The organism is Candidatus Photodesmus blepharonis (assembly GCF_000731795.2).
In the GTDB taxonomy this organism is placed as follows: domain Bacteria; phylum Pseudomonadota; class Gammaproteobacteria; order Enterobacterales; family Vibrionaceae; genus Vibrio; species Vibrio blepharonis.
Genome location: NZ_JGVK01000022.1, coordinates 1 through 12,537 on the forward strand (window position 1 = coordinate 1; position 12,537 = coordinate 12,537).

The following is a 12,537-nucleotide window of genomic DNA, read 5'->3' on the forward strand; positions in this document are numbered from 1 at the left end:
GCGGGTTCGAATCCCGTCCACTCCGCCACTTTACTTGTGAACGGGCTTCTCTTATTCTTATTCCTCTAATGAGATATTGTGAAGTAGAAATCGATTTCTTCATCTGTTTTCACTGAGCTGTTTGTGCTTGTCTTTTGTTTCGTTTTTTTTCCTTTTATACTTTCCATACGCAGCACTTCTTCTTCAAAATTTTTTTTTGTAGCAAGTAGATGAATATTGAAAATTACTGATGATCCATGAATTTTGAGAATATCTACCGATTCGACTGAGATGAGATTTTTTAATCTATTTTCAAGTTGAAAAAAAGTTGACATATTATCAACCATGGTGAATTGTGCTTTTAATGTTTTTGATGACTTGACTTTAGCAATCACTGAGTTTTTTTTTGCGTAGTAGTTGCTTAATTGGTCAATTATCTCCTCAGGACCCTTGTTACCAGAACTATTGCCGCTTATTGGCACTTTATATTTTGATATAAACGGTGGTTTTTGATCATATAAAATCCAACGAAAGTTATCATTTTGTGCATAAATAACAAGAACTGCATCTGTTAAGTAACGTTTGCTAGCCTTATTTAATAGTTTAGTAGAGCCACTCCATAAATCGGCAACTGTAATATTATTTACATCTTCAAAATCCCCAATAGGAAAAGTTATTGGCAAGCCACGTTTTTTAGCATTGTATTTAATGGTATTTAATATTACCGTATCCGAATGATCCCAGGAGATAGCATGATTATGCTTTGATTTTTCAATCAACCAAATTAATAAGTTTGTACGATTTTCTTTCCAGAATGGCAGTTCTGCTTCGCTTAGTATCGAACGAATATTTGGAGGGCTGAAGTCCATTTTGATAGTTTTATTACCATTTGTTTGAGAATAGCTAATTTGTGTGAGATATTGAGACGATTGATCAAGTGCTTTTTTAATAACATCGTTATAAATAGCTTTTTTATCTCCAGAAGAGCGGATGATAACCTCTTTCATACCGCTGATTCGAGCTTTAAGATCAGCGTTTTCTTGTTCTGGATAGATGTTAATTTCTGAATGGTACAAGTCAATCTTTGTTAGTGCGTGAGCTGGAAGAGCTACACTCCCTAGCAATAACAAAGCGAAGTTGAGCATTCATCCTCCTAGATAATTTTTTACAAATTATCAGGCGGTGAGTATAAGTAACTATTAAGCGCTAAGCAATTAAAAATAAATATATCTTAGTTAAGATAGTTTGCTAGTGTACTTAATGTACTTGTTAATAACGCCAAAAAGCAGGAAAGAATAGGACTAGCAAAGTTAAGATTTCTAATCTTCCCATTAGCATACCCAGACTGAGAAGCCATTTGGCAGCGTCTGGTAAAGGAGCAAAATTACCTGTTGAACCAATTATTTTTCCCATTCCTGGGCCTACGTTAGCGACAGCTGTAATTGAACCCGATATGCTTGTGATAGGATCAAGTTCCATGGCACTTAAGCAGCAAGCAATAAAAATAATTGTTATGAAGAACATTAAACCGAACGCAACAACTGAACGGGCAATGTCATCATTGACTGGACGCTGATTGTAACGTTGAACAAATACTCCTGTTGGATGAATTAGTCTCATTATTTGTTTATTTAGCAATGTCATTGCGATTTGAAAACGGAATATTTTAATACCTCCTGATGTAGAACCAGAACAAGCACCAGTGATCATTAAAAAAGCAAATAAGGTGCTTGGTAGAGCTCCCCATGCAGTAAAATTTTCTAGTCCAAATCCTGTTGTTGTAATCACTGAAATAATGTTGAACATGGAGACGCGGAGTGCTTCGAGTAATGGGTAATTATCGTGAAGGTTTAACCATATTGTTACTACTAAACTTGAAATTAGAAACAGATATATGAAACCAAGTACTTGCGCATCCTTATATAGTGTTGAAGGCTTTCGTTTACGAATTGCAGTAACAAATAACAAGAAGGGTAGTCCACCTAGAAACATAAACGTAGTTCCAACCCAATGGGTACCTTTAGAGAAATGGTTCATTGATTCGTCTGAGGTTGAGTATCCACCAGTAGAGAGAGTAGTAAATGAATGGTTAATAGCATCAAATAGACTCATACCAGTCATTAGATAACAAATTAAACATAATGTAGTTAGTACTAAGTACACTGCAACAATATTCTTTGCTACAGTTTTCGCTCGTGGACTGCTTTTATCCGACCAATCTGAGGATTCTGTTTGGAATAATTTCATACCGCCAACATTAAGCATTGGCAATATTGCTACAGCCATAACAATAAAACCAATACCACCAAGCCATTGTAAAATAGATCGCCAGATTAAAATGCTTGGTGCCATATCATCAAGACCACTTAATACTGTAGAGCCTGTGGTGGTGATACCTGACATAGTTTCAAAATAAGCATCAGTAAAGCTAATATGATTAATGAATACGAAAGGTAGTGCTGCAAAGGCGCTAGTGATAGTCCAAACTAAGCTAGTAATAATGAACATGTCTCGAACGCTTAACTTAAATGCTGGAGTACGTCCTAACGTTAAGCAAGCAAAAGCTGCTAAATGTGTTATTAACAAAGATTGAAAAAATTCGAGAAAACCATCTTTACCTGTTATAAAAGCAACAGTTATAGGAATGTACATAAATAGAGCTAGTTTTGATAATACTAATCCAATTATGAATAGTATGGGGCGTAAATTAAGCATATATCTCTATTCTATAGAAAAAAGGGATTTTGGTTGGAACAATGCTTCAACATCAGGTATATACTTTTTGTTTACAAGGAACATAACCACATGATCATCTTGTTCGATGACTGTTCTATCATGAGCAATTAGGACTTCTTCACCGCGAACAATTGCACCAATAGTAGTTCCTGGTGGTAACTTGATATTATGAACTGCGCGATTCACAACTTTTGATGTGCTTTTATCACCGTGTGCAATTGCTTCTATTGCTTCTGCTGCACCACGACGTAGAGAAGAAACATTAACAATATCAGCGCGACGAACATGAGTTAGTAATGCGGAAATAGTGGCTTGCTGGGGAGAGATTGCGATATCAATAACGCCACCTTGTACTAAGTCTATATAAGCGTTGCGTTGGATTAGTACCATTACTTTTTTTGCTCCCATACGTTTTGCCAGCATCGCTGACATAATGTTAGTTTCATCTTCGTTGGTTACAGCAACAAAAACATCTACTTGGTCAATGTTTTCTTCAGTTAGCAGTGTCTGATCAGCAGCGTCACCACAAAATATAATAGTGTTTTCTAATTCTTCAGATAATTTTTCAGCTCGTTGGTATCTGCGTTCAATCAATTTTACGCTGTAATTTTGTTCAAGACGCTTTGCTAAGCCGGCTCCGATGTTTCCACCTCCTACAATCATAATGCGATGGTATGGTTGTTCGAGTCGTTGAAGTTCACTCATAACCGATCGGATATGGTTGCTGGCTGCGATAAAAAATACCTCATCGTCAGCTTCAATAATAGTAGTACCTTGTGGCCTAATCGGACGGCCTTGACGAAAAATAGCAGCGACTCGAGTGTCAATATGTGGCATGTGTTTACGCAATTCAGAAAGTGCATGCCCTACTAGAGGACCACCATAGTATGCTTTTACAGCTACGAGGCTGACTTTTTGTTCTGCAAAACTAGCAACTTGTAGTGATCCTGGATATTGAATTAAACGCTCAATGTAGCTGGTGACCAGTTCTTCAGGAGAAATTAGGTGATCAATTGGAATTGTACCCAGTTTAAATAAGGATTCTTTTTCAGAGAGATACGCTGGAGAACGGATACGTGCAATTCGGTTTGGTGTCTTAAATAGAGAGAAAGCTATTTGACATGCCATCATATTAGTTTCATCCATATTTGTTACCGCAACTAACATGTCTGCATCTTGTGCACCAGCTTCGCGAAGTACGTATGGGTGACTTGCGCAACCGTTTACAACACGTAGATCATATTTGTCTTGCAGCTCATGCAAGCGGTTTCCATTTTTGTCGACAATGGTAATGTCGTTGTTTTCACCAACTAAATTTTCCGCTAATGTACCGCCGACTTGACCTGCGCCAAGAATGATAATTTTCATACCATAACTCTTTTAGGATGCTTGTTTTTTTAGTACTGCGTAGTAAAAACCGTCCATGTCCTCTTCACCTGGAAGGATTTGACGACCATAGCCATTGGATTCATAATTTGTTAGGATCACATCTTCAACGCGATCTAAAAAAGCCTCTACTTGTAGTTCATTTTCTTGTGGGACGATAGAACAAGTTGCGTATACCATGGTACCGCCTGGCTTGAGCTGTTTCCACATTACATCCATAATTTCTCTTTGCAGTTTAGCAAAAGCACTGATATCGCTTACTTGACGTAACCATTTGATATCTGGATGACGGCGAATGATGCCAGTCGATGAACATGGTAGATCAAGCAGAATTCGATCAAATTTGTTACCTTTCCACCATTTGTTCGGATAACGGGCGTCATTACAAATTACATTTGCTTTGAGTTTTAATCGATTAAGATTTTCGTGCAAACGCTTCAAACGTGTGGGATTACTGTCGATTGCCACTACTTTAGTATTTTTCGTATGTTCCAAAATGTGTGTAGTTTTTCCACCGGGCGCAGCGCAACAGTCTAAGATTAACTCTCCATCTTGCGGTTTCAGGTAATTAATTGACAATTGGGCTGCTGCATCTTGGATTGATACCCAACCTTCTTTGAAACCTGGAATTAATGTCACGTTACATGGAGATGTTAATTTTATTGCGTCGGGCGCTTGAGTATGTAAAGTATGTGCAATGTTATTATTACGTAGTAGCCGTGAGTATTCATTACGTGTGTGGTGCTTCTTATTTACACGTAACCACATTGGTGCTCTGCTGTTGTTTGCGTTAATAACGCTTAACCATCTTTCTGGGTAGTTTGTTTGCAGCATTTTTAATATCCAACTCGGATGATTATGTTTCTCTACATTGCTGCTTGGAGAGATCTCATTAAGTTTTTTTTGATTACGTAAATAATTACGTAGTACTGCATTGATTAGTCCGCTTAAATCTACTTTTCCGAAGGTTTTAGCGCTTTCCACTGTTTCAGAAACAGAGGCATATAATGGAATTCGCATAAAGCGTAACTGATAAATACCAACTAAAATAAGATAATGAAATATCCGTTTTTTACCTTTTAAAGGAACATTTATTAATTTGCTAGAGATTGATTCTAGTCGAGACAAATGACGTAGTACACCATAGCAAATTTCTTGTAAGAGGGGATGCTCTTTTAGAGGGATTTTTCTTTTAGCTACACGCATAGTTTGAGACAGTAAGTTTTTTTTATCAATTACTTGCAAAAGTAGCTCTGCAGATAAAGCGCGGATATTCATGGTAGAAACCTTCAAAAATATGAGTCAAGTTTTAGTAAAATTATTTAATCTAATTTAGTTCCAATTTTTAACCAATTTGCTTGGGTATTGAGAATATCTTGTACTAGCGCGATTTTTTTTCCAGGTACTTGCAATGATTCAAGTATTAAGATGCCATCGCCCGTTGCAACATAAATTCCAGTTTTATCCATTTGAATGATCGTACCGGCCGATTCTTTTGAATTTACTTCAGAAACGCTACTTTTCCACACTTTAATATTATTATTGCCAGTTCGAAAGTAGCTTATTGGCCAAGGGTTAAAAGCGCGAATAGACCGTTCAATATATTTTGCACTGTGTTTCCAATTAATTCTGGCCTCTTCTTTTTTTAGCTTTTTAGCATAGCTAGCAAATTCATGATTTTGTTTTTGAGTGATCACAGTATTATTGGCAATGTTTTTTAAACAGCTAATTAAAATCTTTGAACCTAGTTTTGCTAATTTTTCACACATGGATGCAGTAGTATCATTTGATTTAATAGGTAAACTTGCAACCTTCAGAATATCACCAGCATCTAATTTAACACTCATTCGTATTATTGTTATACCAGTTTTATTATCACCTGCTAGAATTGAACGTTGAATTGGTGCAGCACCACGCCATAAAGGTAAAATAGATCCATGAACATTAATGCAACCGAACTTTGGTATATTTATTATTGCTTTAGGAAGCAATAGACCATACGCTACCACGACCATTAAATCGGCATTTAGATCCATCAATTGCTGTTTTGAACAGTCTGAATTGAAATTTTCTGGTTGATAGATAGGAATGTCATGTTTTAATGCCATATTTTTAATTGGACTCGAAGTAAGTTTTTTACCACGGCCTGCTAGGCGATCTGGTCGAGTATATATCGCAACAACTTTATGTTCTGAAGACAACAGTGTCATTAAATGGTATACGGCAAAATTTGGGGTTCCTGCAAAAATAATTCTTAATGACTGATTCAAAGAGAGCTTCCTTCTATAATGTGTTGGCTTATTTATGTTGATGAAAAATGGCTGTAAATCTTTTTTTATTTTAATTGTCTCTCATTGTATCGCTTAATTTTAGTTAATTTATCTCGGATGCGTTTACGTTTTAGAGGAGAAAGATAATCTATAAATAATTTTCCTTCTAAATGATCTAGTTCGTGTTGAACACAAATCGCTAATAAACCGTGAGCTTCGAAGGTTAGCTTTTTGCTATCACGATCAAGAGCTTCAACTATAATTTCAGTTGCACGTGATACTGAAGAATATACGTTAGGAATTGACAGGCATCCCTCTTCGATATTGCTTTTTCCACGTTTTTCTAGGATTTTAGGGTTTATGAGTGTGATTGGATTATTATATTTTTCTGAAATATCAATAACGATGACACGTTTGTGATAGTTTACTTGTGTTGCTGCAAGGCCCACACCTCTTTGGCTATGCATGGTTTCGATCATATCATCAATGAGTGTTTGGACCTCTGGAGTGATTTTTTCAATTTTTTTTGCGATGATACGAAGACGATCATCTGGAAATGTTAATATTTTTAGTATAGACATATGCACTTAGAATTTTGAATTAATTTGAAGTTCAGTTAGCTTTATTGTCTAGATTCTAGACAGTTTATGGTCTAAATGACAGTATCCTCGTATTATTTCTATCCGTATCTCTTACTATTAAATATATTGGAAGGAAATTTTTGGTGCTTAAGTTTGATTAATTCTATCTATAAGGTTTTGTTTTTCCACGTAATAAGAGAAGGATATTTTTTAGATGAAATCTATATTTTGGTAGATTTGTTCATATCAAATGAAAAATTGGTTTTTCTGATTTTTTTTACGTTAGCAGAACAGCTTTTAAAAAAGCAATTGGAGATATGTAAAAATAGTGAGTTATTGCTAGTTTCTTAACTCTTAGTTAACTTAGAATGTAGAGGTTATACCAGTTGATGATTTCATAAATAAAAACAGAATATACTCATGTATGGACTCATTATAGTTCTGAAAAATGAAATTTTCAGAGTATGTTATTATTTACGGCGGCTATATTTGCAAGGGGAGGAGCTAAGCTATGATGGACATACTGATGTATTTATTCGAAACTTATATACATAGCGATGTTGAGTTGCGAGTGGAGCAGGATGAGTTAGAAGATGAGTTGCTTCGGGCTGGCTTCCATAAAAAAGACATCTTTAAAGTTCTAAATTGGTTGGAAGAGTTAGCAGCATTACGACAAAATGATGCATATTCTACTATTTCAACTAGTGCAGCGACTTCAATCCGAGTTTATACTCGTGAAGAGATGAAAAGGATTGATTTAGAGGGCCGTGGTTTTCTTTTATTTCTTGAGCAAGTAAAAGTTCTGACTACTGAGACTCGTGAAATGGTTATTGATCGAGTAATGGGATTAGAAACCAATGAATTTGAGTTAGATGATTTAAAATGGATTATCCTTATGGTACTGTTTAATGTGCCAGGAAACGAGCGTGCCTATACATTGATGGAAGAATTGTTGTACTCGAAAGAGAAGGGTATTCTTCATTAGGAGCCTTTAGCTTATTGATCTAGATAATTGCACATGAAAAACAGATCAATATTTATGCAGTGTGGTATTTTTAAAAAATTTGGGGTATTAGACTTTAAAAGATCGTATTTTCCCTCACATTTATAATTAAAGAAGCTTTATCTGTATTCATCTTCGTTGTGGAGGGGCTACATCTCAATGATTGAATTTTTTGTTAAATATTTTAATGGAGGAAATGACGTACACCAGTAAAAATCATAGTCATTTTATGTTCATTAGCTGCTGCAATAACTTCATTATCGCGTATTGATCCGCCTGGTTGAACAATGCATTTGACACCAAAGCGTGCAGCTATATCGATGCCATCGCGAAATGGAAAAAAGGCGTCTGATGCCATTGTGGAACCTTCTAGTTTTAAATTTGCTTCGGAAGCTTTCATGCCGGCAATTTTAGCTGCATCAATACGACTCATTTGTCCGGCTCCTATTCCAATAGTCATGCAACCTCTTGAGTATACAATCGCGTTGGATTTGACGTATTTTACGACTTTCCAGCAGAACAGAGCACTTTCTAACTCTCTCTCTGTTGCCTGACGTTTAGAAACTACTTTAAGATCATTAATTGAGATCGTACTTTGATCATGATCTTGGATTAATAAACCACCTTTGACGCATTTCATATCAAAACCAGTAGTTTTACTTGATTGTTCACCACACTGAAGTAGACGAATGTTTTTCTTTTCTGAAGCAACCTCAACTGCTCCGGACGAAACAGAGGGGGCGATAATGACTTCAACAAATTGATTCTTAATAATAGTTGCTACAGTTATTGCGTCTAATTTTCGGTTGAAGGCAATGACAGCACCAAACGCAGATATTGGATCTGTTTGATAGGCGCGTTTGTAGGCTATGAGTATATTTTTGCCTAACGCTACACCACATGGATTAGTATGTTTTACGATTACACATGCCGGTTCGCTGAATTCTTGGACACATTCAAGTGCTGCGTTAATATCAGTAATGTTATTATAAGAAAGTGATTTTCCTTGGATTTGAAGTGCAGTGGATACAGATCCGTCTTCAGAGTTTCTGTTAACATAAAAAGCAGCCGCTTGGTGGCTATTTTCACCGTAACGCATATCCTGCTTTTTTTCGAACTGTTGTTTAAGAATACGAGGAAATTTAGATTTTTTACTCATTTCACATTTATCTCTAGACTCAATTTTGAGGTTGAGATAGTCAGAAATTATCCTATCATAAACAGCTATATACTCAAACGCTGTAACGGCAAGAGCGAAACGTGTTTCAGAGGTTAGAGAAGCGTTGTTTTCATCCATTTCAGATATAATACGATCATAATCCTGAGTATTAATAATGATGGCTACTTTTTTATAATTTTTAGCCGCGGAACGAATCATAGCTTGGCCACCAATATCAATATTTTTTATTGCATCAATTAGCGTACAGTCATTTTTAGCTATAGTATTTGCAAATGGATAGAGGTTAACAACAACCATATCAATAGGTTCTATATTGTACATTTCCATTATATCATCATCTTGGCCAGGACGACCTAATATACCGCCATGGATTTTAGGGTGAAGTGTTTTAACACATCCATCCATCATTTCTGGGAAATTGGTATAATCTGAAACTTCAGTTATAGAAATTCCATTATTAGCGAGTAATTGCGCAGTACCACTTGTGGATAATATCCTTATGCCACGTTCAATGAGATTTTGTGCGAACTCAACGATACCAGTTTTGTCTGATACGCTAATTAAAGCGTGTTGAATGGGATGAATATCACTCATGTTGCTTTTCGCTCTCCTTTAAAACGCAGTGCTAGACTCAGCAAAAATATCTGCACTAAACCAACCTATTTAAACTAGGTATTTCTTATTAGCGCATTATAATTTATTTTAAAATAAAAGTCTTATGCGATCATCATTAATTTAATTTTCCACACACTAATTTTAACCTAAGGTTTTAATAAAGTGTAATATCCGTATTATTAAAGACATGCGATTGTTTAATAATATGTCATGATTTAACAAATATGAATCTGAAATTGAATAGCCTCTTTAATTTTTAGATGTTGTTGCGTGGTGAGTTCAGAGAAATCAAATTTGTGTAGCAGTTATTATGGATATGAATTATGGTATGCTGCGCAAAAGAACTGGATAAGGAATAATAATGAGTTAAATTGATTGCCATGCAATAAAAACACTCATAATTTATTTCTGAAATCCGAAATTTAATATAGAGAGATGCCTGTGTTATGTTTTCAAAGTTGCGCGTTTTAATAATTAATGGACCTAATCTTAATCTTTTAGGTTTACGGGAATCGATCTATTATGGTTTTCAACCACTAGCGCAAATTATTGATGGATTGCAAAAGCAGGCTAAAGAGGAACAGGTTGAGTTAGAATGTTTACAGCTAAATCGTGAATATGAATTGGTAGAAGCTGTTCATAATGCTTTAGGGAAAATAAGCTTTATTATTATAAATCCAGCAGCCTTCACTCACACTAGTGTGGTGTTGCGTGACGCTCTACTCGGTGTAGAGATTCCATTTATTGAAGTACATTTATCTAATATTTATGCACGTGAGCCATTTCGACATCGCTCTTATTTATCTGATAAGGCTCAAGGAGTGATCTGTGGTTTTGGTTCACAAGGTTATCAATTTGCTCTTTCTGCTGCTATTACGTATTTGCGATCAAAATAATCATTATGCTTAACCTGCAGAACTACACTATAAAATAGAAAGAGAAAAAAATGGATATTCGTAAAATTAAGAAGCTTGTCAAATTAATTGAAGAATCTGGTATCGCTGAATTAGAAATTTCTGATGGTGAAGAGTCAATACGCATCAGTCGTGGTGTTTCGTCTGTGTCTTCTATAGATCCAGTTCAATCTTCATCTTCTTCAGTGTCTCCTTCATCCTCGGCACCATCTGGTCATCAAGTTCTTTCTCCAATAGTGGGTACTTTCTACAGTTCTCCGAGTCCAAATTCAGAGCCATTTATTAAACTAGGACAACAAGTTATTGTTGGTGAAACATTGTGTATTGTTGAAGCCATGAAGATGATGAATCAAATTACGGCTGATAAATCAGGTATTGTGACTGCTATTTTGGTTAACGATGGTCAACTGGTTGAATTTGAACAACCGTTGGTTATTATTGAATAATAGGAGTTTCCTTTTAAAATGCTAGACAAATTACTTATTGCAAATCGGGGTGAAATTGCGCTTCGTATTCTTCGGGCATGTAAAGAATTGGGTATCAAAACCGTTGCTACTCATTCAGTAGCTGACCGTGATCTAAAACACGTACTCCTCGCAGACGAAACTGTGTGCATCGGTCCTGCAAGTAGTGTGGATAGTTACTTGAATATTCCTCGTATTATTTCAGCCGCAGAAGTGACAGGTGCTGCCGCTATTCATCCTGGTTATGGATTTTTATCAGAAAATGCCGATTTTGCAGAACAGGTAGAGCACAGTGGTTTTATTTTTGTCGGACCTAAGGCTGAAACTATCCGTATGATGGGAGATAAAGTTTCAGCTATAAATGTAATGAGAAAAGCTGGTGTTCCTTGTGTTCCTGGTTCGGATGGTTGTTTAAATGATAATGTAACAGAGAATATTGCACATGCTAGACGTATTGGTTACCCAGTAATTATTAAAGCATCTGGTGGTGGTGGTGGTCGTGGTATGCGTGTGGTTTACTCTGAAACTGAATTAATTCAGACTATCGCTATGACTCGTTCAGAAGCTAAGGTTACCTTTAACAATCATGATGTTTACATGGAGAAATTTCTAGAAAATCCTCGTCATGTTGAAGTACAGATTATTGCTGATGGTCAAGGTAGTGTGATCCATCTTGGTGAACGTGATTGCTCAATACAGCGTCGTCATCAAAAAGTAGTTGAAGAAGCGCCAGCTCCAGGTATCACTGACGAAATGCGTGAGTATATTGGAAAGTGTTGTGTAAATGCTTGTATTAAAATTGGATATCGCGGTGTAGGTACTCTTGAGTTCTTGTATGAAGATGGTGAATTTTACTTCATTGAAATGAACACTCGTATTCAGGTAGAGCATCCAGTAACTGAAATGGTGACTGGTATTGATCTTGTTAAAGAACAGCTGCGGATTGCTTCAGGTAAGCCTTTATCGTTTAGTCAAAACGAAATTAAAGTTCGTGGTCATGCTATCGAATGTCGTATCAATGCTGAAGATTCAGTCCATTTTTTTCCGTCACCAGGTACGATAAAATGTTTTCATGCGCCTGGCGGTATGGGAGTACGTTGGGAATCGCATATTTATACAGGATACGCAGTACCACCCTACTATGATTCAATGATTGGTAAGTTGATTGTATTGGGCGAACATCGTGATGTTGCGATTGCTCGTATGAAGAATGCATTGGCCGAAATAATCATTGAGGGTATTGAAACGAATGTTGCATTGCAAGAGTCCATTATGAATGACAAAGGTTTTCAACGTGGTGGGACAAATATACACTATTTAGAAAAGAAACTCGGATTTTAAATGAAAGTCGGTTACTTGTTCTGTTATTTAGTTTTATATTTTTAGCCTTTAAACAAATGAAACCTAAA

11 protein-coding genes are annotated in these 12,537 nt (G+C 36.1%); 4 read left to right on the forward strand and 7 right to left on the reverse strand.

What is annotated here, in order from left to right; genetic code table 11:
• Nucleotides 1-65 precede the first annotated feature (65 nt).
• The 6 genes from CF67_RS02750 to def all read right to left on the reverse strand — a co-directional run bounded on the left by CF67_RS02750 (nucleotide 66) and on the right by def (nucleotide 6,952).
• Nucleotides 66-1,124: a DUF2066 domain-containing protein gene (locus CF67_RS02750; RefSeq protein ID WP_052538073.1), complete on the reverse strand. Its 1,059-nt coding sequence runs from the start codon at nucleotides 1,122-1,124 to the stop codon at nucleotides 66-68.
• A 124-nt stretch (nucleotides 1,125-1,248) separates the two neighbouring features.
• Nucleotides 1,249-2,694, reverse strand: coding sequence for a TrkH family potassium uptake protein (locus tag CF67_RS02755; RefSeq protein WP_034414127.1), 1,446 nt, complete (start codon nucleotides 2,692-2,694; stop codon nucleotides 1,249-1,251).
• Nucleotides 2,695-2,700: 6 nt separating this feature from the next.
• Nucleotides 2,701-4,083, reverse strand: coding sequence for a Trk system potassium transporter TrkA (gene trkA, locus CF67_RS02760; protein ID WP_034414130.1), 1,383 nt, complete (start codon nucleotides 4,081-4,083; stop codon nucleotides 2,701-2,703).
• A 12-nt stretch (nucleotides 4,084-4,095) separates the two neighbouring features.
• Complete coding sequence (rsmB, locus tag CF67_RS02765; protein WP_034414132.1) at nucleotides 4,096-5,379, reverse strand: 16S rRNA (cytosine(967)-C(5))-methyltransferase RsmB; 1,284 nt, start codon at nucleotides 5,377-5,379, stop codon at nucleotides 4,096-4,098.
• Nucleotides 5,380-5,423: 44 nt separating this feature from the next.
• Nucleotides 5,424-6,371, reverse strand: coding sequence for a methionyl-tRNA formyltransferase (gene fmt, locus CF67_RS02770; RefSeq protein ID WP_034414135.1), 948 nt, complete (start codon nucleotides 6,369-6,371; stop codon nucleotides 5,424-5,426).
• Between the two features lie 65 nt (nucleotides 6,372-6,436).
• A complete protein-coding gene (def, locus tag CF67_RS02775) occupies nucleotides 6,437-6,952 on the reverse strand; it encodes a peptide deformylase (protein ID WP_034414138.1) in 516 nt (171 codons plus the stop codon).
• A 511-nt stretch (nucleotides 6,953-7,463) separates the two neighbouring features.
• On the opposite strand from def, the gene CF67_RS02780 reads away from it, so the two are divergent.
• Nucleotides 7,464-7,937, forward strand: a complete 474-nt coding sequence (locus tag CF67_RS02780; protein ID WP_034414144.1) for a DUF494 family protein — start codon at nucleotides 7,464-7,466, stop codon at nucleotides 7,935-7,937.
• 202 nt (nucleotides 7,938-8,139) lie between these two features.
• Here CF67_RS02780 and purH read toward each other — a convergent pair whose 3' ends face one another.
• Entirely contained in the window at nucleotides 8,140-9,729 is a 1,590-nt protein-coding gene (purH, locus tag CF67_RS02785; protein WP_034414154.1) for a bifunctional phosphoribosylaminoimidazolecarboxamide formyltransferase/IMP cyclohydrolase, read from the reverse strand.
• A gap of 467 nt (nucleotides 9,730-10,196) precedes the next feature.
• Between purH and aroQ the strand changes: the two genes are divergently transcribed.
• Genes aroQ through accC form a run of 3 tightly spaced genes read left to right on the forward strand, consistent with a single transcriptional unit; the run spans nucleotide 10,197 to nucleotide 12,469 of the window.
• Nucleotides 10,197-10,646: a type II 3-dehydroquinate dehydratase gene (gene aroQ, locus CF67_RS02790; protein WP_034414156.1), complete on the forward strand. Its 450-nt coding sequence runs from the start codon at nucleotides 10,197-10,199 to the stop codon at nucleotides 10,644-10,646.
• Between the two features lie 50 nt (nucleotides 10,647-10,696).
• Nucleotides 10,697-11,110 (forward strand): acetyl-CoA carboxylase biotin carboxyl carrier protein, encoded by a 414-nt coding sequence (gene accB, locus CF67_RS02795; RefSeq protein ID WP_034414157.1) that lies wholly within the window; start codon nucleotides 10,697-10,699, stop codon nucleotides 11,108-11,110.
• Between the two features lie 18 nt (nucleotides 11,111-11,128).
• Nucleotides 11,129-12,469, forward strand: coding sequence for an acetyl-CoA carboxylase biotin carboxylase subunit (gene accC / locus CF67_RS02800; RefSeq protein WP_034414159.1), 1,341 nt, complete (start codon nucleotides 11,129-11,131; stop codon nucleotides 12,467-12,469).
• Nucleotides 12,470-12,537: the final 68 nt, after the last annotated feature.

Bases quoted from the DNA above. Each gene is read 5' to 3' on its own strand.
- aroQ (WP_034414156.1), top strand. From the start codon at position 10,197: ATGTTTTCAAAGTTGCGCGTTTTAATAATTAATGGACCTAATCTTAAT.
- CF67_RS02780 (WP_034414144.1), top strand. From the start codon at position 7,464: ATGATGGACATACTGATGTATTTATTCGAAACTTATATACATAGCGAT.
- CF67_RS02750 (WP_052538073.1), bottom strand. From the start codon at position 1,124: ATGCTCAACTTCGCTTTGTTATTGCTAGGGAGTGTAGCTCTTCCAGCT.
- trkA (WP_034414130.1), bottom strand. From the start codon at position 4,083: ATGAAAATTATCATTCTTGGCGCAGGTCAAGTCGGCGGTACATTAGCG.
- accC (WP_034414159.1), top strand. From the start codon at position 11,129: ATGCTAGACAAATTACTTATTGCAAATCGGGGTGAAATTGCGCTTCGT.
- accB (WP_034414157.1), top strand. From the start codon at position 10,697: ATGGATATTCGTAAAATTAAGAAGCTTGTCAAATTAATTGAAGAATCT.
- CF67_RS02755 (WP_034414127.1), bottom strand. From the start codon at position 2,694: ATGCTTAATTTACGCCCCATACTATTCATAATTGGATTAGTATTATCA.
- rsmB (WP_034414132.1), bottom strand. From the start codon at position 5,379: ATGAATATCCGCGCTTTATCTGCAGAGCTACTTTTGCAAGTAATTGAT.
- purH (WP_034414154.1), bottom strand. From the start codon at position 9,729: ATGAGTGATATTCATCCCATTCAACACGCTTTAATTAGCGTATCAGAC.
- def (WP_034414138.1), bottom strand. From the start codon at position 6,952: ATGTCTATACTAAAAATATTAACATTTCCAGATGATCGTCTTCGTATC.